This window comes from Aphanothece microscopica RSMan92, from assembly GCF_046613545.2.
In the GTDB taxonomy this organism is placed as follows: Bacteria; Cyanobacteriota; Cyanobacteriia; order PCC-6307; family Cyanobiaceae; genus NIES-981.
Map to the genome: position 1 here is coordinate 1 of NZ_JBKKKY020000020.1, position 18,158 is coordinate 18,158.

19 protein-coding genes and 1 pseudogene are annotated in these 18,158 nt (G+C 69.3%); 8 read left to right on the top strand and 12 right to left on the bottom strand.

Annotation, left to right across the window (positions count from 1 at the left end; translation table 11 throughout):
• The 3 genes from uvrA to ACLD7X_RS07700 all read left to right on the top strand — a co-directional run.
• Positions 1 to 2,033 (top strand): excinuclease ABC subunit UvrA (uvrA, locus tag ACLD7X_RS07690; protein WP_411422965.1); only part of this gene is annotated, 2,033 nt, incomplete at its 5' end.
• Between the two features lie 128 nt (positions 2,034 to 2,161).
• A complete protein-coding gene (locus ACLD7X_RS07695) occupies positions 2,162 to 2,536 on the top strand; it encodes a hypothetical protein (RefSeq protein ID WP_411422966.1) in 375 nt (124 codons plus the stop codon).
• Positions 2,537 to 2,540: 4 nt separating this feature from the next.
• The gene (locus ACLD7X_RS07700) at positions 2,541 to 4,001 is read left to right on the top strand and encodes an alpha/beta fold hydrolase (RefSeq protein WP_411422967.1); all 1,461 of its coding nucleotides are present in this window, start codon (positions 2,541 to 2,543) and stop codon (positions 3,999 to 4,001) included.
• A 4-nt stretch (positions 4,002 to 4,005) separates the two neighbouring features.
• Here the strand turns inward: ACLD7X_RS07700 and ACLD7X_RS07705 are convergent, their stop codons facing one another.
• Together ACLD7X_RS07705 and purT are read right to left on the bottom strand one after the other, a co-directional pair.
• Positions 4,006 to 5,058: an LCP family protein gene (locus ACLD7X_RS07705; protein ID WP_411422968.1), complete on the bottom strand. Its 1,053-nt coding sequence runs from the start codon at positions 5,056 to 5,058 to the stop codon at positions 4,006 to 4,008.
• A 51-nt stretch (positions 5,059 to 5,109) separates the two neighbouring features.
• Positions 5,110 to 6,318 (bottom strand): formate-dependent phosphoribosylglycinamide formyltransferase, encoded by a 1,209-nt coding sequence (gene purT, locus ACLD7X_RS07710; protein ID WP_411422969.1) that lies wholly within the window; start codon positions 6,316 to 6,318, stop codon positions 5,110 to 5,112.
• Positions 6,319 to 6,405: 87 nt separating this feature from the next.
• Here purT and ACLD7X_RS07715 point away from each other — a divergent pair, with 87 nt between their 5' ends.
• A complete protein-coding gene (locus ACLD7X_RS07715; RefSeq protein WP_411422970.1) occupies positions 6,406 to 6,567 on the top strand; it encodes a hypothetical protein in 162 nt (53 codons plus the stop codon).
• 31 nt (positions 6,568 to 6,598) lie between these two features.
• Here ACLD7X_RS07715 and ACLD7X_RS07720 read toward each other — a convergent pair whose 3' ends face one another.
• From ACLD7X_RS07720 to ACLD7X_RS07730, 3 genes are read right to left on the bottom strand one after another with little or no spacing between them, the layout of a single operon-like run.
• Positions 6,599 to 6,850 (bottom strand): hypothetical protein, encoded by a 252-nt coding sequence (locus tag ACLD7X_RS07720; RefSeq protein ID WP_411422971.1) that lies wholly within the window; start codon positions 6,848 to 6,850, stop codon positions 6,599 to 6,601.
• A gap of 24 nt (positions 6,851 to 6,874) precedes the next feature.
• On the bottom strand, positions 6,875 to 7,969 hold the full coding sequence (gene mraY, locus ACLD7X_RS07725; RefSeq protein ID WP_411422972.1) for a phospho-N-acetylmuramoyl-pentapeptide-transferase: 1,095 nt from the start codon (positions 7,967 to 7,969) through the stop codon (positions 6,875 to 6,877).
• A 41-nt stretch (positions 7,970 to 8,010) separates the two neighbouring features.
• Positions 8,011 to 8,286 (bottom strand): DUF3134 family protein, encoded by a 276-nt coding sequence (locus tag ACLD7X_RS07730; RefSeq protein WP_411422973.1) that lies wholly within the window; start codon positions 8,284 to 8,286, stop codon positions 8,011 to 8,013.
• 153 nt (positions 8,287 to 8,439) lie between these two features.
• Between ACLD7X_RS07730 and ACLD7X_RS07735 the strand changes: the two genes are divergently transcribed.
• Positions 8,440 to 8,694, top strand: coding sequence for a hypothetical protein (locus ACLD7X_RS07735; RefSeq protein ID WP_411422974.1), 255 nt, complete (start codon positions 8,440 to 8,442; stop codon positions 8,692 to 8,694).
• A gap of 18 nt (positions 8,695 to 8,712) precedes the next feature.
• Positions 8,713 to 9,918, top strand: a complete 1,206-nt coding sequence (locus ACLD7X_RS07740) for an argininosuccinate synthase (RefSeq protein WP_411422975.1) — start codon at positions 8,713 to 8,715, stop codon at positions 9,916 to 9,918.
• A 45-nt stretch (positions 9,919 to 9,963) separates the two neighbouring features.
• On the opposite strand, the gene ACLD7X_RS07745 is transcribed toward ACLD7X_RS07740, so the two are convergent.
• The 4 genes and pseudogenes from ACLD7X_RS07745 to ACLD7X_RS07760 form a co-directional block, all read right to left on the bottom strand.
• Positions 9,964 to 10,428, bottom strand: a complete 465-nt coding sequence (locus ACLD7X_RS07745; RefSeq protein ID WP_411422976.1) for a hypothetical protein — start codon at positions 10,426 to 10,428, stop codon at positions 9,964 to 9,966.
• A gap of 80 nt (positions 10,429 to 10,508) precedes the next feature.
• Positions 10,509 to 10,871 carry a 30S ribosomal protein S6 gene (gene rpsF, locus ACLD7X_RS07750; RefSeq protein ID WP_411422977.1) on the bottom strand — a complete coding sequence of 121 codons (363 nt, stop codon included), beginning with the start codon at positions 10,869 to 10,871 and terminating at the stop codon, positions 10,509 to 10,511.
• A gap of 108 nt (positions 10,872 to 10,979) precedes the next feature.
• Positions 10,980 to 11,453: pseudogene (locus tag ACLD7X_RS07755) on the bottom strand (Tic20 family protein); the annotation flags it as partial.
• Between the two features lie 21 nt (positions 11,454 to 11,474).
• Positions 11,475 to 12,380: a shikimate dehydrogenase gene (locus ACLD7X_RS07760; protein ID WP_411422978.1), complete on the bottom strand. Its 906-nt coding sequence runs from the start codon at positions 12,378 to 12,380 to the stop codon at positions 11,475 to 11,477.
• Between the two features lie 128 nt (positions 12,381 to 12,508).
• Between ACLD7X_RS07760 and dnaK the strand changes: the two genes are divergently transcribed.
• Positions 12,509 to 14,416 (top strand): molecular chaperone DnaK, encoded by a 1,908-nt coding sequence (dnaK, locus tag ACLD7X_RS07765; RefSeq protein WP_411422979.1) that lies wholly within the window; start codon positions 12,509 to 12,511, stop codon positions 14,414 to 14,416.
• Between the two features lie 126 nt (positions 14,417 to 14,542).
• Positions 14,543 to 15,367, top strand: coding sequence for an oxidoreductase (locus ACLD7X_RS07770; RefSeq protein WP_411422980.1), 825 nt, complete (start codon positions 14,543 to 14,545; stop codon positions 15,365 to 15,367).
• A gap of 22 nt (positions 15,368 to 15,389) precedes the next feature.
• Here ACLD7X_RS07770 and pstS read toward each other — a convergent pair whose 3' ends face one another.
• From pstS to psbQ, 3 genes are read right to left on the bottom strand one after another with little or no spacing between them, the layout of a single operon-like run.
• Entirely contained in the window at positions 15,390 to 16,451 is a 1,062-nt protein-coding gene (gene pstS, locus ACLD7X_RS07775; protein ID WP_411422981.1) for a phosphate ABC transporter substrate-binding protein PstS, read from the bottom strand.
• 28 nt (positions 16,452 to 16,479) lie between these two features.
• Positions 16,480 to 17,574, bottom strand: coding sequence for an NAD(P)/FAD-dependent oxidoreductase (locus ACLD7X_RS07780; protein WP_411422982.1), 1,095 nt, complete (start codon positions 17,572 to 17,574; stop codon positions 16,480 to 16,482).
• A gap of 46 nt (positions 17,575 to 17,620) precedes the next feature.
• Positions 17,621 to 18,142, bottom strand: a complete 522-nt coding sequence (psbQ, locus tag ACLD7X_RS07785; RefSeq protein WP_425625125.1) for a photosystem II protein PsbQ — start codon at positions 18,140 to 18,142, stop codon at positions 17,621 to 17,623.
• Positions 18,143 to 18,158 lie beyond the last annotated feature (16 nt).

Sequence of the window (18,158 nt, forward strand, 5' to 3'; positions counted from 1 at the left end):
GCATCGGCCATCTGCGCCGCTTCACCACCGAGCGGGTGGTTCCGGATCCCTCCCTGCCCGTCTACGCGGCCGTGGCCCCCTGGGCGGAGAAGGACAACGCCTATTACTTCTCCCTGCTGTACTCCGTCGGGGAGGCCTTCGGCTTCGAGATCAAGACGCCCTGGAAGGAGCTCACGGCCGAGCAGCAGCAGGTCCTGCTCAACGGCTCGAGCGAACCCATCGCCATCCAGGCCGACAGCCGCTACCGCAAGGCCCAGACCTACGTGCGGCCCTTCGAGGGGATCCTGCCCATCCTGGAGCGGCAGCTGCGCGATGCCAGCGGGGAGTCGGTGCGTCAGAAGCTCGAGAAGTTTCTGGAGCTGGTGCCCTGTTCCAGCTGCCAGGGGCTGCGGCTCAAGCCCGAGGCCCTGGCGGTGCGGGTGGGTCCCTTCCGCATCCATGAGCTGACCGGCAGCAGCGTGGCGGAGAGCCTGCGCCGGATCGAGGAGCTGATGGGGGTGGGGGAGAGCGAAGGGGCAGAGCCCCTGCTGACCCCTCGCCAGATCCAGATCGGCGAACTGGTGCTGCGGGAGATCCGCATGCGGCTGAAATTCCTGCTGGATGTGGGGCTCGATTACCTCAGCCTCGATCGCCCCGCCATGACTCTCTCCGGTGGTGAGGCCCAGCGCATCCGTCTTGCCACCCAGATCGGGGCGGGCCTCACCGGCGTGCTGTACGTGCTGGATGAGCCCAGCATCGGCCTGCACCAGCGGGACAACGACCGTCTGCTCGCCACCCTGCTGAAGCTCCGCGATCTGGGCAACACGCTGATCGTGGTGGAGCACGACGAGGACACGATCCGCGCCGCCGACCACATCGTCGACATCGGTCCGGGGGCGGGTGTCCATGGCGGCCACATCGTCGCGGAGGGAGGCCTGCAGTCGCTGCTGAATGAGCCCGAGTCCCTGACGGGCGCCTACCTCAGCGGCCGGCGGGCCATCCCCACGCCGCCGGAGCGGCGCTCCAGTGGTTCCCGGGCGATCAGCCTGGTGGGCTGTGAGCGCAACAACCTCGCCGGGTTCGATGTCTCCTTCCCGCTTGGGCGCCTGGTCTGTGTCACCGGTGTGAGCGGCAGCGGCAAGAGCACCCTGGTCAACGAACTGCTCCACCCGGCCCTGGAGCACAGACTGGGGATGAAGGTCCCCTTCCCGGCCGGCCTGGGCGAACTCAAGGGCATCAAGGCGATCGACAAGGTGATCGTCATCGACCAGAGCCCGATCGGCCGCACCCCGCGCTCGAACCCTGCCACCTACACCGGTGCCTTCGATCCCATCCGTCAGGTGTTCGCCGCCACGGTGGAGGCCAAGGCCCGCGGCTACCAGGTGGGCCAGTTCAGCTTCAACGTCAAGGGTGGCCGCTGCGAGGCCTGCAGTGGCCAGGGCGTGAACGTCATCGAGATGAATTTCCTGCCCGATGTCTATGTGCAGTGCGATGTCTGCAAGGGGGCCCGCTACAACCGCGAGACCCTGCAGGTCACCTACAAGGGCCACACCATTGCCGATGTGCTGGAGATGACGGTGGAGCAGGCCGCTGACGTCTTCAGTGCGATTCCCCAGGCGGCCGATCGGTTGCGCACGCTGGTGGATGTGGGTCTGGGCTACGTGAAGCTGGGCCAGCCCGCGCCCACCCTCTCAGGAGGGGAAGCCCAGCGGGTGAAGCTGGCCACCGAACTCTCCAAGCGGGCCACCGGCAAGACCCTCTATCTGATCGACGAGCCCACCACCGGTCTGAGTTTCTATGACGTGCACAAGCTCATGGAGGTGATGCAGCGGCTTGTGGACAAGGGCAACTCGATCCTGGTGATCGAGCACAACCTCGATGTGATCCGCTGCGCCGACTGGATCGTCGACCTCGGCCCCGAAGGAGGAGACAAGGGCGGCGAGATCGTGGTGTGCGGCACCCCCGAGGAGGTGGCTGAGCATCCCACCAGTCACACGGGCCGTTACCTGCGGCAGGTGCTGGCTCAGCATCCCCCCCTGCCGCTGGCTGTCTGAGGCTGGGCCTGCCGATGCCGCTCGCTGCCGCTGACCCCTGAGCGCTCCTGTGGTCCCATCCGTAGTGGTGCTGTCTGCTGGGAACACCATGGGCAGTGCTTGGGACCTAGCCTGGCGGCGACGATGGGTTGATCAGGTCCACCATGCGCACCCTGGTGACGACGCTGGCCAACAGCTTCATTCTCGACTCCCTGGATGCACCGGAGCCCGCACCCTGGGTTTACACCACCGCCATCCAGTCCTCGGCTGATCTGGTGTCTTCCCTCACCGGCATTGCCTGCCTCACCCGGGAACTCGGTTTCAATCGCGATCCTGAGACGCTGTATGCGGAGGACGGCCGTAGCGCCAGTTATCATGTGGATCACGAGAAACTGGCCATGGCGCTCACCGTGGATTGCAATCCGGTGCGCCAGACCGTTTCCCTTGCCCTCAGCGGTCTGCGCTGCGACGAGACCTACCGCTGGTTTCAGCGGGTCGAGACTGCTCTCTTCGGCGCCTGCTGATCGGATGGTGCGCCGTCGTCTCGCCTCCCTGGTCTGCCTCCCCGTGCTGTTGGGGGCCAAACCGGCGCGGGCCATTGAAGACGTCATCCTGCAGGTGCCCCTGCTGGATTTCGATTTCACCGTGCGGCTCAGTGAGCTGGAGAATCCGGAAACGCTCTGGCAGGGCTCCAGCGATCTGGCGGAACTGAACCGTGCCAGCCGCGGTGTGGTGGGGCGGCACCTGCGCGAGATCTTCGACAAACCCTTGCCGGTGCAGACCCGCCAGGTGGTCAGCCAGGCCGTCGGGACACCCCTGCTGGAGCAGGTGATTCTGGCGGTCTCCGCCCTTGGTCATGTCCAGGGCCTGCCTCCCGATCCCACCGGCCAGGACCTCAACGTCGTCCTGAATGCGGCCAGCCGTACGGGGGAACTCACCCTCTACACCGTCCTGCGGGCCATCCCGGGCCAGTCGGTCACCGTCGATCTGCCCCGGGCGCTCATGGACCTCCAGCGCATCGCCGCCCAACAGCGGCTGGCCACCGCCCTGGTCGACAGCCGTCCGCCGGTTTCGGTGAGCCCCTCACTGAGTTCCCCGGGGCCGCGCCCGGTCAGGCGGCGGGTGATGGAGGTGCCCACCCGCCATCGCCCGCTCCCGCTCGAGGTGGTGATGCTGGAGCCTGAGGGGGAGGGGGAGGGCCGCCTTGTGGTCATCTCCCACGGTCTCTGGGACAGCCCCGAGAGCTTCGAAGGCTGGGCCGCCCATCTGGCCAGCCATGGCTTCCGGGTGGCGCTGCCCCTCCATCCCGGCAGCGACGCCGTCCAGCAGCGGGCCATGCTCTCCGGCGAGACCTCACCGCCCGCTCCCGAAGAGCTCCGCCTGCGGCCCCTGGATGTCTCCGCGGTGATCGATGCCCTCAAGGCACGCTCGGTGGTGGTGATCGGCCATTCCTGGGGAGCCACGACAGCCCTGCAGCTGGCCGGCACCGCCCCGAGTTCCCGAAGGCTGATCGAGCGCTGTGGGGATCGCACCGATCCCGAGCGCAACCTCAGCTGGGTGTTGCAGTGCAGTTTCCTTGGTTCGGCGGACCGTGCCGGCCTGGCGGATCAGCGGGTGCTTGCGGTGGCGGCGGTCAGCACCCCCCTGCGGCTCCTGTTCGATTACGGCTCGCTCCAGACCATGCATGCCCGCGCCCTGCTGGTGAGCGGCAGCCGCGACTGGGTGGTCACCCCCGATCCCGAGGCCATGCAGGTGCAGACCGTGGCGAGCGCCCAGGGTCATCAACTGGTCGTGGCCAAGGGTGGGGACCACTTCAATCTGCGCGGTCCGGCGGGGGGGAACGGCGGCCCCCTGCGGGCTCTGCTGCTGGCCTGGGTTCAGACCGCCTTTGCGGCCGGCGATCGCAGCAGGCCCTCGCTCCAGGCTCCGCCGCTGCTGGCCCCCCAGGGCTGGGGCAGCTCTGAGCTGCCCCTGGTGGCAGCTCCCTGAGGCGTCAGGGAGCGCTGGACACGGCGGCCTCGTCAACCTCGCTAGCGGCGAAGTGGGGATTGCTTTCGGGCATCCAGTAGCTGAGTTCGTTATGCCAGTACAGCCGGCCGGGCACCTGGGAGGAACTCAGGGTGGTGTTGGCCATGGACGAGAGCAGCTGGCCCATCTCGATCGGTGAGAGGTCGGTCTGCACGTCATCACCGGCGATCTTCAGCAGGCCCGGCAGTTCGCCCAGCATGCTGGGCTGGATCAGCTTGCGGAAGACCTGGGCGAGCACCAGTTTCTGGCGCTCCATCCGTCCCAGATCACCCATCTCGTCGTGGCGGAAGCGCAGGAAACCTTCCAGGGCCTCACCCTTGAGAACCTGGGGGCCGGGGTAGAGGTCGATGTAGAGCCCCTGGGCGTTGTCGACGTAGTACATCCGCTTGGGCACGTCGACCTCGACGCCGCCGAGGGCATCGGCCAGGCGCTCCACGGCCCTCAGGTTCACCCGCACGTAGCGATCGACCGGGGTGTTCAGCAGCCGGCCCACCTCATCCTTCACCGCGTCCACGCCGCCGAAGGCATACAGGGCATTCGCTTTCAGCACCCCGAGCTGCTCAGATTCCACGAAGGTGTCCCGGGGCACCTGGAGCAGCTGGGTGGCGCCATCCTTCACCTGCACGGTGAACATCACGTCGGTGTTGTCACTGACCCGGTCGGTGCCCATCACCAGGACCCGCCGCTGGCCCATGGCGAAGGGATTCACGATGGCGGCCAACCGTTCCTGCGGCGCCCGGACGATCCCCGCCAGGGTGTGGCCCACCAGGTGGGGGAGGGGCCCCGCCAGGCCATAGCCGCAGGCGATGCCCAGGGCGAAGGGCAGCCAGGGCAGGCCGCGTGAGCGGCTGCGCGCCGGCAGCTCGTGGCGCTGGGTGCGCTGGGCCTGCTCCGCGGGCTGGTGCTGGTGCCGGCCGCCCAGAACGGACACCGACCGGGCCTGGGCCGCGCGCAGGGCCGTCCGTTCGGCACGGCCCAGGGAGCTGCGACGGGGCGGAACCGGTTGGGCCTGGGTCATGGGGGCTCCTGACCGGCGCACCTTAAGGGCCGTTCCCGGCCGGCACCAGGGTCAGCCGGCCACTACGCGGATCTGGCGGGCTGCCGCGTCGGCCCGGGCCCGCGCCTGGGCTTCATCGGCGCCGCGCGCCAGCGCCACCCCCATGCGCCGGTGCGGGCGGGCGTCAGGCTTGCCGAAGAGCAGCACCTGGGTGTCCGGTGTGCCCAGGGCCTCGGCCACCCCCTCGAAGCGCACCTGCTCGAGGCTCTGCTCGGCCAGGATCACCCGGCTGGCGGCGGGACCCACGCTGCGGATCGCCGGAATCGGCAGGCCGAGCACGGCCCTGAGGTGCAGTTCGAATTCACTCAGGTTCTGGCCCATCAGCGTGACCAGCCCGGTGTCATGGGGGCGGGGCGACAGCTCCGAGAACACCACCTCCAGCGCGCCGCCCTGGCCGGCGGCTGCCGTCCCCTCGGGTCGGCGGCAGAGGAAGAACTCCACACCGAACAGGCCGGCTCCGCCGAGCTCATCGGTGACGGCCCGCGCCATCGCCTGGGCCTGGTCCAGGGCGGCAGCGTCCAGGGCGGCCGGCTGCCAGCTGCACTGGTAGTCCCCCCGTTCCTGGATGTGGCCGATCGGAGGGCAGAACAGGGTGGGCCCCTCCCACTGCCTCACGGTCAGGAGCGTGATCTCCAGGTCGAAGTGCAGGAACTCCTCGACGATCACGCGGGTGCCGGTGCCGCGGGCCCCCGCCTGGGCGGCGTCCCAGGCGGCCTGGATGTCCTCCGGGCCGCGCACCACCGACTGACCTTTGCCCGAGGAACTCATCACGGGTTTGACCACCACCGGCCAGCCCAGCGGTGCGGCGGCCTCGGCGAGGGCCTCAGCGCTCTCCGCGTAGGCGAAGCGGGCCGTGCGCAGGCCGAGCGTCGTGGCGGCCAGATCCCGGATCCGGTCACGGTTCATGGTCACTGCCGTGGCCCGGGCCGTGGGAATCACGGTGATGCCCTTGGCCTCGAGATCAGCGAGGGCGTCGACGGCCAGGGCCTCGATCTCCGGGATCACCAGGTCCGGCTGATGGGCCCGCACCACGGCCTTGAGGGCCTCCGGATCGGTCATGGGCAGCACCTCGGACCGGTCCGCCACCTGCATCGCCGGAGCACCGCCGTAACGGTCCACCGCGATCACACGGCAACCCAGGCGCTGGGCCGCAATGGCCACCTCCTTCCCCAACTCCCCACTGCCCAGCAGCATCACCGTGCGGGGAAACGAGCTGGTCATCGGCAGGCGGAGGCAGAGCCGTCGATCCTGCCGCACCCCCCACCGGCCTGGACACCTGCTAGAGAAGCTCCTGCGGCGGCGGGAGCCATGGGCAGCCTGATCGGATGGAGCACGGCAGGGGATGCCGCCGATGGTCTGCTGTTCGGCTGGGACATCGCCACCCTGCAGAACGGTGCCCTGATCTATCTGGGGCTCTCGTCCCTGGCCTTCGTGGTGGTGTGGGTGGTGGGTTATCTGCGCCGCCGCTGAGCCCGCTGACCCGGGTTGGCGCCCGTGGGCCTCAACCGGGTTCCGTGCCGCTCAGCAGGGTCAGCTGACGCACCGGCGATTCCTCGCTCACGAAGCCGTAGGCCTCGAAGACGGCCGGATCGGGATGGGTGATCCGCTGACCCTCGGAGCTCAGTTCCAGCTCAAAGCCCTCCACGGCCATGCGGCGCATCAGGGCGGCCGCCTCCTCGAAGCGTGCGGCCATGGCCTCCAGGCTGGCGCAGTCGGCCGTGAGGCCGGTTTCCTTCCAGGTGAAGTAGGCCATCGGGCAGACGAGGGGGTGGGTGGATCAGGGGAGCAGCACCAGCCCCACCACCACCAGTAGCAGGCTCACGCCCCAGAAGCGGATCACCACCTGCTCCTCACCCAGGCCGCCCAGTTCGAAGTGATGGTGCAGCGGGGCCATCCGGAACAGGCGGCGGCCCTGGCCGTCGCTCCCCTTGGTCGCCTTGAACACCCACACCTGCAGGATCACCGACAGGGATTCCGCCAGGAACACCCCGCCCATCAGCAGCAGGGGCCAGAAACTGTTGGAGAGCAGGGCGACGGCACTGAGGGCGGCCCCCATCGCCAGGGAACCGGTGTCGCCCATGAACAGCCGAGCCGGATGGCGGTTGTGGGCCAGGAACCCCAGCCAGCAGCCCGCCATGGCCGCGCAGAAGCCGGCCAGGGCCGGGTCGCCTTCGTTGCCGCGCAGCATCAGTTGCAGGCCCAGCCCGGTGAACACCACGGCGCCGCAGCCGGCCGCCAGACCGTCGAGGCCATCGGTGAGGTTGGTGGCGTTGCTCTCCGCCAGGAAGACGAACAGGGCCAGGGGCCAGATCAGCAGGCCCAGGGGCAGCAGCCAGCCCAGGGGCAGGGCCACGGTGCCGGCTTCCTCCACCCCCAGGACCTGGGCCTGGTGGGTCCAGAGCAGGAACAGCACGGCGGCACCCGCCTGCAGCAGCAGCTTGCCCCGGGGAGTCAGACCGGTGTTGGTGTGCCGCCTCAGGCTGCGCCAGTCGTCGATGGCACCGATCGCCATGTAGGCCAGGGTGATGGCGGCGACAGCCACCAGCCGGGGATCGGCCGGACTGACCAGCCCTCCCACGATCACGCCGACCGGAACCACCAGCAGGCCGCCCATCGTGGGGGTACCGGCCTTGCTGAGGTGGGCCTGGGGCCCATCCTCCCGGATCACCTGGCCGAGCTTGAGCGAACGCAGCCGCGGCACGCCCCAGCCGGTGACCGCGGTCGCCACCAGGGTGGCGACCAGGAACGGCCAGCTGAGCATCGAGTTGGCGATGAACCGATCGCTGGCCAGGCAGGCCGCCAGCAGCAGCAAGCCCAGCAACAGCGCCGCTTGGCGGCTGTTGCTGGGCCAGGGGAAGGGGAAGCGGGTCAACAGGGGGGTGGGCCGGTGGGGTGGGCCCAGTTTCCCTTGCCTCAGTCCTCCCAGTCCTCTTCCTGCTGCTCGTCGGCCTGGTTGTAGTCCTCCTTTTCTCCCATCAGGGCGGAGAGCTCCTCCTCTTCGACCGTGCTCACTTCGGTGGCGGCGGTCTCCTCATCGGCCACCAGCCGGCCGCTGGCCTCCAGCCAGCTGAGCAGGTCCGGCTCGTCCCGCAGGGGCAGCACCGGAGCGGGCTCCGCGCGGCCGTAGCGGGTCAGCGACGGATTGATGCTGTCGAGACGACTGAGGCTGGAGGGGGAGAGATTGCTCATACGATCCGACGTCCGTTCAGGCTGGCGATGGAGTTCAGGCTGGGCGCAACGGGCCGCAACCCACGCGGGTCACGGGTTGGGAGCGGGCGGGTTCGGGAGGCCGGGCCCACAGGCGCCAATCCGCCACCATAGCTGCGACACTGCCGCCCCCGCATGCCTCCCCAGCCCCCCTTCGCCAAGCCGCGGGCCGTGCTGCGGCTGTGGGTCCTGGCCCTGGCCCTGAGCATGGCGCTGGCAGCGGCCGGGCAGCGCTGGCCCCAGCCGCTGGTGCCCGACCCCCGCTGGCTCGTTGCCCTGGTGCTCGGCGTCCCCCTGCTGGTGGGTCTTGCTCTGCTGGGGCGCTGGCCGCTGCCCGCAGCGACGGGGTCACCGGCGGTGGCGGGCCGCAGGGGAGAATCGGTCGACTGAGCGCATGGAGACGCGTTGATGGGCCGGGCCAAGAAGGCAGTGCTGGCGTATTCCGGCGGGGTGGATACAAGCGTCTGCATCCCCTACCTCAAGAACGAGTGGGGCGTGGAGGAGGTGATCACCTTTGCGGCTGACCTCGGCCAGGGCGATGAACTCGAGCCGATCCGCCAGAAGGCGCTGGATTCCGGAGCCTCCCAGTCGCTGGTGGGCGATCTGATCGAACCCTTCATCACCGAGTTCGCCTTCCCGGCCATCAGGGCCAACGCCCTCTATGAGGGCCGCTATCCCCTCTCGACCGCCCTGGCGCGCCCGTTGATCGCCCGCAGGCTCGTGGAGATCGCCCGGGAGGTGGGCGCCGACGCCGTGGCCCATGGCTGCACCGGCAAGGGCAATGACCAGGTGCGTTTCGACGTGGCCATCGGTGCCCTGGCACCGGAGCTCAAGGTGCTGACTCCAGCCCGGGAATGGGGGATGAGCCGGGAGGAGACCATCGCCTACGGCGAGCGCTGCGGCATTCCCTCCCCGGTCAGCAAGGCCTCCCCCTATTCGATTGATCTGAATCTGCTGGGTCGCTCGATCGAGGCCGGTCCGCTGGAGGATCCCGACGTGGAGCCCCCGGAGGAGATCTATGCCATGACCCGTTCGGTGGCGGAGGCCCCCGCCGAACCCCAGACCGTTGTGATCGGCTTCGAGCAGGGCCGGCCTGTCTCCATCGACGGCGTCCGCCTGGATCCGGTGACCCTGATCCGCACGGCCAACAGCCTGGCCGGCCGCCATGGGTTCGGACGGCTGGACATGATCGAGAACCGGGTGGTGGGCATCAAGAGCCGCGAGATCTACGAGACCCCGGGCCTGCTGATGCTGATCCGGGCCCATCAGGAGCTCGAGAGCCTCACCCTGGCGGCCGACGTGCTGCGCACGAAGCGCCAGCTCGAGCAGCAGTGGGCCGATCTGGTGTACCAGGGCCTCTGGTTCGGTCCCCTCAAGGATGCCCTCGATGGCTTCATCGACCGGACCCAGCCGGTGGTGAACGGCGAGGTGCGCGTCAAGCTGCACAAGGGCAACGCCACGGTGGTGGGTCGAAGCAGCCGCTCCAACAGCCTCTACGTGCCCGACATGGCCACCTATGGCGCCGAGGACCGGTTCGACCACCGGGCGGCCGAGGGGTTCATCTATGTCTGGGGCCTGCCCACCCGGCTCTGGGCCGCCAGCCGCCGCGGCTGAGTCTCCGCCTCAGGTCTCAGGGTCAGGTCCAGGCTGCCAGGCTGTTCAGGCGACGCCGCTGTCCTCCAGACCGAAGGCATGGCGCAGGGCGGCACCCAGCCTGGGCCGGGCGGCTCGGCCGTTCAGCCCATCGGCGGAAGCTCCGGCAGGGGCGAGCTGATGAAGGTTGTCCCGCAGGCTGCTGTTCTGCTCCAGCAGGCGCTGGCGCTGCTGGAGCATGGGCCCGACGCGCTCCTGGAACTTCTGCTCGAACAACTGGGGCAGGGTCTCCATCAGCGAGCGGAGCGAGGCCAGTTCCTCATGGGTGTGGGCCAGCTGCTGCCGCAGGGCGGCGAGCCTCTCGATACCAGGCTCCGCTCCCGCAACCCGTCTCGCGGGATCTGGAAGCGGAGCCTGGGGACTGTCAGGGACAGTGCCGTGGGCCGCCCGTGCGGGCATCCCGGTGGGCCGCATCGCCGGGGGCAGGTTGTCGGGGTGCAGCGGGAAGCTGCCCTGTGCTGGGGGAACCATGCTCATTGGCGGAACCTAGGCCGATCCCCCTCGGATGACAAGCAGGGCGGCTGGGCGCCGGCAGCCTGGTGCCTCAGCCCTCAGACGCCAGCGGGCTCGCCGGCGGGAGCTTCGCTCACGGCGCCCGGAACGGCGCGGGGGGCGGGCATGGGGCCGTCCTGCTTGACGGTGAGATAGCGGATCACATCCTCGGACAGGCGCATGGCCCGCTCCAGGGGGGCCACCTGCTGGCCGTCACCGTTGTGGTTCAGCTGGACGTAGATGCCTTCGCGGTGCTTGTCGATGGGGTAGGCCAGGCGACGCTTGCCGCGCATCTGACAATCCAGCACGTCGCCGCCGGCCTCGCTGACCAGGTCGCGGTACTTGTTGACGTGGGTCTCCACCTCTTCTTCCGGAATGTCCGGACGAAGGATGTACATCGTCTCGTAATAGGGCTGCGTCATGGGGTCGCCTGTCGGAAAAGGCCTCGGGGGCCGGGTGGAGGGCGTTGGCCGATGGACCGGGGGACCATCAGCGACGGATTGACCAACCTATCGCAGCAGTGTCGACCCTCAGTACAGCTGCATCCGCACGGCCTGGGAGATGGCCGGCAGATCGGCCTCCTCGCCCCGCAGGCTCTGCACCACCCCGAACAGCACCAGCACCAGGGCCCCGAGGAAGACCGTGTTGCTGAGGGTTCGCACGGCGAAGCCTGCCCCCAGGGGAGCCAGCAGGATGTTGAAGGCCAGGGCCAGCAGCACCAGCACGATGTCGACCAGAATCGCCTGCAGCACGCTGAAGCGGATCAGGTAGGGCACCCGGGCGTTGCGCACCACCGCCAGGAACAGCACCAGGAACAGCAGGAACCCGCCGAAGGGCACCGCCTGCTGCACCAGCGCCACGGGCAGGGCCGGCAGGGTCAGCCACTGCAGCATGGGGAAGAGCTGGAAGAGCGACCGTCCGAAGCTCACCGCATCCGCCCACGGCAGGAGGTAGGCCAGGGCCGCCAGCAGTCGTTGCCAGATCGGGGCGCCTTGCATGGCTGATGGGGAACGGGTCCGTGAAGGCTAGGCAGCCCCACGCCCGTCCTCGCCGGCCAGGCAGCGCTCCGCCGCCTGGCGCATGGCGTCCACCGGCACCGTCTGCTGCCCGGTCCAGAGGCGCAGGGCGGCAGCGCCCTGCTGCACGAGCATCTCCAGGCCGTCGATCACCCGGCACCCCTGGGCCGCGCTGGCCCGCAGCAGGGCGCTGGGACGGGGGGTGTAGATCAGGTCGTAGACCGTGCTGCCTGGGCTGAGGGCCCGAAGGGCTTCAGGGTCCAGGGGCGAGGCCTGCGCAGCGCCCGGGTCCCGGGGTGAGGCCATCCCCACGGGGGTGGTGTTCACCACCAGCTCGCTCTCGCGGAGCACCCCGGGCAGCTGGGTCCAGGGGATCACCTGCAGCTGCGGCGCCCAGGAGCGGCAGCCGTCGGCGAAGGAGAGCAGCGATCCGGAGCTGCGCCCGGCCACCAGGATCGCCCTGCAGCCCAGCTCCACCAGCCCCGCCACCACGGCCCGGGCGCTCCCGCCGCAGCCCAGCACCACGGCCCGGCAGCCGCTCCAGTCGCGTCCCCCGCTGCGGAGGGGGGCCAGGAAGCCCTCCACATCGGTGTTGGTGCCCAGCCAGCCCTCGCGTTCCCGCCGCTGCAGCGTGTTGACGGCGCCCACCCGGGCGGCCAGCGGGCTGAGCTCACGGCAGAGCGGGGCGACGGCCTGTTTGTGAGGGAGGGTCACGTTCAGGCCGCGGCAGTCCATCGCCTCCAGGGCCTGCACCACCTGCGGCAGCTGGTCCGCCGGGGCCGGCAGCGCCAGATAGACCCAGTCCAGGCCGAGTTCCTGCAGGGCGGCGTTGTGCATGGCCGGCGAGAGCGAGTGCCGCACCGGATCCCCCAGGACCCCCACCAGGGCGGTGTGAGCGGAGATGGAGAGGGCCATGACGGGCGATCAGGGCAGCGGCGGATCCGAACCGTAACCGCCTGTTCGGGAACCACCCCTCGCCTCGGCAAGGCCTCACTGATGAAGATGCAGGAACTCAACTTTCACCACCAAGGAGGTGGGAACCCATGGGAAAGGTCGTCGGCATTGACCTCGGCACCACGAACAGCTGCGTTGCCGTGATGGAGGGCGGCAAGCCCACGGTGATCGCCAACGCCGAAGGGTTCCGCACGACTCCCTCGGTGGTGGCCTACACCAAGAACCAGGACCAGCTGGTGGGTCAGATCGCCAAGCGCCAGGCGGTCATGAACCCCGAGAACACCTTCTACTCGGTGAAGCGCTTCATCGGTCGCCGCGTCGATGAGGTGAACGAGGAATCCAAGGAGGTCAGCTACGGCGTGGAGAAGGCCGGCGCCAACGTCAAGGTGAAGTGCCCGGTGCTGAACAAGCAGTTCGCCCCCGAGGAGGTGAGCGCCCAGGTGCTGCGCAAGCTGGCCGAGGACGCCGGCAAGTACCTCGGTGAGACCGTCACCCAGGCGGTGATCACCGTGCCTGCCTACTTCAACGACTCCCAGCGCCAGGCCACCAAGGACGCCGGCAAGATCGCCGGCCTCGAGGTGCTGCGGATCATCAACGAGCCGACCGCCGCGGCCCTGGCCTACGGTCTCGACAAGAAGAGCAACGAGCGGATCCTGGTCTTCGACCTGGGCGGCGGCACCTTCGACGTGTCGGTGCTCGAGGTGGGCGACGGTGTGTTCGAGGTGCTCTCCACCTCCGGCGACACCCACCTGGGCGGGGATGACTTCGACAAGGTGATCGTCGACTATCTGGCCGACAGCTTCAAGGGCAACGAGGGCATCGACCTGCGCCAGGACAAGCAGGCCCTGCAGCGCCTCACCGAGGCGGCCGAGAAGGCCAAGATCGAGCTCTCCAGTGCCACCCAGAGCGAAATCAACCTGCCGTTCATCACGGCCACACCCGAGGGACCGAAGCACCTCGATCTCACCCTCACCCGGGCCAAGTTCGAGGAGCTGGCCAGCAAGCTGATCGACCGCTGCCGCGTGCCGGTGGAGCAGGCCCTCAAGGACGCCAAGCTGTCGGCCGCCGAGCTGGACGAGGTGGTGATGGTGGGTGGTTCCACCCGCATCCCGGCCGTTCTCGAGCTGGTCAAGCGGGTCACGGGCAAGGATCCGAACCAGACCGTCAACCCCGATGAGGTGGTGGCGGTGGGTGCCGCGATTCAGGGCGGTGTGCTCGCCGGTGAGGTGAAGGACATCCTCCTGCTCGACGTCACGCCGCTCTCCCTCGGCGTGGAGACCCTCGGCGGCGTGATGACCAAGATGATCCCCCGCAACACCACCATCCCCACCAAGAAATCCGAGGTGTACTCCACTGCGGTGGATGGTCAGACGAACGTGGAGATCCACGTGCTGCAGGGTGAGCGTGAGATGGCCAGTGACAACAAGTCGCTGGGCACCTTCCGTCTCGACGGCATCCCGCCGGCCCCCCGCGGCGTGCCCCAGATCGAGGTCACCTTCGACATCGACGCCAACGGCATCCTCAGCGTGACCGCCAAGGACAAGGGCAGCGGCAAGGAGCAGAGCATCTCGATCACCGGCGCCTCCACCCTCAGTGAGAACGAGGTGGAGAAGATGGTCAAGGAGGCCGAGAGCAATGCCGCCTCCGACAAGGAGAAGCGGGAGCGCATCGACCTCAAGAACCAGGCCGAGACCCTGATCTACCAGGCCGAGAAGCAGCTGGGCGAGCTCGGCGACAAGGTGGGCGCCGAGGACAAGGCGAAGGTCGAGGAGTCCAGCAAGAAGCTCAAGGAGGCCGTTGAGAAGGAGGACTTCGCCACGATGAAGTCGGAGCTCGAAACCCTCCAGCAGGCTCTCTATGCCGCCGGTGCGGCGGTCTACCAGCAGGCCGCCGGTGCCGAGGCCGCAGCGGCCGGTGGCAACGGCGCCGGCCCCGACTCCGCGGGCTCAGCCGCCAGCGACGATGTGATCGACGCCGAGTTCACCGAGAGCAAGTGAACCCCGGCCGGTGACGGCCCTGAACTCCGTTCCAATCGCCCCGGCTTCGGCTGGGGCGTTTTCATGGGGTCTCCCGGTAGGGTCCGGCCAGCGGGAGACCCTCCGCCCGTCCCTTTCCGCGTGCCGATGGCTTCGCCCAGCTCCCGTCTGGCTCTGGTGACCGGCGCCTCCTCCGGCATCGGCGCGGCCACGGTTCATCAGCTGCTCGCAGGGGGTTGGCGGGTTGTGGCCGCCGCCCGGCGGGTTGAGGCCATGGAGGCCCTGGCGGCTGCGGGGGCCGCCGTCATGCCGCTCGATGTGGCGGATGCCGCCTCGCGGCAGGCGCTGGTGGAGCAGGTTCTGGCCCGGGAGGGACCGATCGAGGCGTTGGTCAACAATGCCGGCTACGGCCATATCGGGCCGATGGAAACCGTGGACCTCGCCGATGCCCGGGCGATGTTCGAGGTCAACCTGTTCGGCCTGATGGGCCTGACCCAGCTGGTGCTTCCCTCCATGCGGGAGCGTGGCCGTGGCCGTGTCGTGAACGTCTCCTCGATGGCCGGTGAGGTGGTGACGCCGGGTGCGGGCTGGTATGGCGCCAGCAAGTTCGCCCTGGAGGGGCTCAGCGATGCCCTGCGCCTGGAGCTGCAGCCGTTCGGGATCCAGGTGGTCGTGATTCAGCCGGGCCTGATCCGCACCGCCTTCGCCGAGGTCACGGCTCCCTCGATGGAGGCCAATCTGGGATCAGCGGTGTATGGCCCCATGATGCGGCGGGTCGCCGCCGCCTGGGAGCGGGTGTACCGCCGGGCCTCGGAACCGGAGCTGGTGGCGCGCACGATTGGCAGGGCCCTCGAGGAACCCACCCCTGAGGCCCGTTATGCCTGTGGCCACCAGGCAGCCGTCTCGATGGTCGCCCATCGGCTGATGCCGACGCGGCTGTGGGATGCCCTGCTCCGACGCGAAATGACCTGAGCTGGCCCGGCCGACCCGTGGGCTACTGGGCGATCTGGGCCACGGCCGCCTTGGATTTCTCGATCACCGACGCGGGCATGGTCACGTAGCCGAGTTCAGGCGCCAGGGCCTGGTTGGGTTCGGAGAGCATGGTGTTGAAGACCTTCTGCAGCAGCTCGGTCTTCTCGCCGTTGCCGCTCTGGTAGGCCAGGATCCAGGTGAAGGTGACGATCGGGTAGCCCTTGGCGGGATTGGGGTCGCCACCGATCAGGTCCGGCCCGAGATCGATCGCGCCGAGCGCCTCGCTTTCGCTTTCATTCGTGGGCTTGACGCTCTCGCCGGAGGCGTTCTCCAGGGCCGCGGCCTGCAGCGGGTCCTTCACATAGGCCACCTCCACGTAGCCCAGACCGCCATCCACCTGGCCGAGCTGGGCCGCCACACCCTCATTGCCCTTGGCACCGATGCCGGTGGGCCAGTTCACGGCCTTGTCGGCGCCCGGCCCGGATTTCCATTCGGGGCTGATCGCGGCCAGGTGCTTGGTGAAGTTGTAGGTGGTGCCGGAACCATCGGAGCGGTGCACGATGGTGATCTTCTTGTCGTCGCAGCCCAGCTCCTTGAAGTTGGTGATCTTGCCGAGGAAGACATCGGCCAGCTGCTTCTGGCTGAGCTTCAGCTCACAGCCCGGATTGTTGTAGGCCACGGCGATCGCGCCGGCCGTCATCGGGATCTGCAGGACGCCGCGAGCCACCTTGGCGATCTCCTCGTCCTTCATCGGCTTGTCCGAGGCACCGAAGTCCACCGTGCCGGCGATGAACTGACGCACGCCGGCGCCGGATCCCACCGACTGGTAGTTCACATTGATGCCGTCCCCGCTCATGTCCTTGAACCAGCGCTGGTAGATCGCTGCCGGGAACGAGGCTCCAGCGCCGCTGAGGGTGCCGGTCGGGCCATCCCCGCTGCTGCCGCCACCGCAGGCGGCGAGCGAGAGGGTGAGGCCCGAGAGCGTGAGGGCGGCGGTCGTGCGGCGCAGTCGGCCGGAGAGCAGCGTCATGAAAGTGGTGGCGGTGGAGGGAGGTAACGACGTCACCACCTCGACCGTACGCAAGCGCGCGGCCTGTTGCGATAACCGGTTCTTAATGCTCGATCGCCCTGTGCTCCACCTGCTCCAGCACCCACTGCGCCGAGGCCGGTGCCAGCAGGACACCGTTGCGGTAGTGACCGCTGGCCAGCAGCAACCCCGGTTCCAGCTCCTCCAGCAGGGGGGCCGGTCGGCCGACCGGATGGCAGCGGGCACCCTGCCACTGCCCTCGCACCGTGGCGTCCTGCAGCCAGCTCAGCTCGGCTCCGGCCCAGCCGCGCAGCTCGGCCAGCCTGCTCGGGTCGGCGCGGTCGCCAGGCTCCAGGGTGGCCCCCAGCCACAGGCGCCGCCCTCCAGCCAGGTCGGGCCGAGGCACCACGTTCTGGCCGCGCCACACCACCACCCCGGGCCAGGTCCAGCCGGGCGGGGCGCTCAGCTCAAGTTCCAGGGCCTGCCCCAGCACCGGTTCCATCGGCAGCCTGTGGCCGAGGGCCTCCAGCAGCCCGGCGCTGGCTACACCGGCGCTGAGCACGAGCCAGGCGGCGTTGAAGCGCTCGGCCGCGCCGCCGTGAACGATCCACTGCCCGGCCGGTCCACGGCTGATCGCGGCGGCCTTGGTGGCGTGGGTGACCAGGCCGCGGTCGCGGGCATCCGCCAGCAGGGCCGCCATGGCGGCCCTCGGGTCGAGCTGGCCGTCGTGGGGCGAGTGCAGAGCACCCAGGGCGGCGGCGGGCACGGCGGGCTGCAGCGTTGCCAGGCGCTCGCGGGACCAGAACGCCAGCGGGAAGCCCCGGGCCTGGCGTTCCGCCACCAGCCGTTCCTGCCGCTCCCGTTCCTGGGGGTCGGTGGCCAGCAGGAGCAGCCCCTCCCGCCGGCTCACCGGATGGCCGCGGGCCTGCAGCTCGCCCAGCCAGTCCTGCCAGAGCTGCAGGCTGCGCTGCCGCAGGCGCCAGGCCCGGCCGCTGCCGCGGTGGAACACCTGGGCCATCAACACCCCGAGAGCGGCCACACTGCCGGACCCTTCGCTCGGAGGGCCCTCCAGGGCCGGATCCACCAACGCCACCGGATGGCCCTGGCGCTGCAGCAGCCAGGCGCAGCAGAGGCCCACGATGCCCGCCCCGACCACCACCACGGGCTGGGAGCGGGCCACCGCGGGCCTCAAGGGTTCTGCCGGGAGGTGCTGAGCTTGAAAGGCCTCAGACCTGCTTCAGGTCGGCCTGCACCTGCTGGGGCAGGATCTGGGCGTAGCGCCCGAAGCCGCTGGCCACCTGGATGTAGGCCTTGCGCAGCTTCTCGCCGTCCTGCAGGCGGGCCGCCTCATCGAGCTGGGCCAGGGCGCTCTTGAGCTGGGTGGCGAGCTTGTCGGCCTCGGCCTGGTCGGCCGGCAGCAGGCGCTGGTTGATGTACAGCATCTGGCGCCCCACCTCCTGCATCGGCCCGTGGATCACGTTGCGGGTGAAGGTCCAGTCGCGGCTGTTGACCAGGGCGGCGAGCTCGGGCAGCCGGTCACGGGCGGCGAGGAACCCCTCGGCCTGGCGCTCGATCGCGGCGATGTCGTCGGTGCTCAGGGTGGGCGGCTTGGCCTGGCTGGCGTCACAGGCCGTGAGGCCGACCCCGAGCACGACGACCAGGGCCAGCATGGCCAGCCGGCGGAGCGGCAGGGCGATGGCGCTGCGCAGGCGGGAGATCAGGGAGGGCGCTGGCAAAGCAGGGGCCATCACGGTCAGGGGGGCC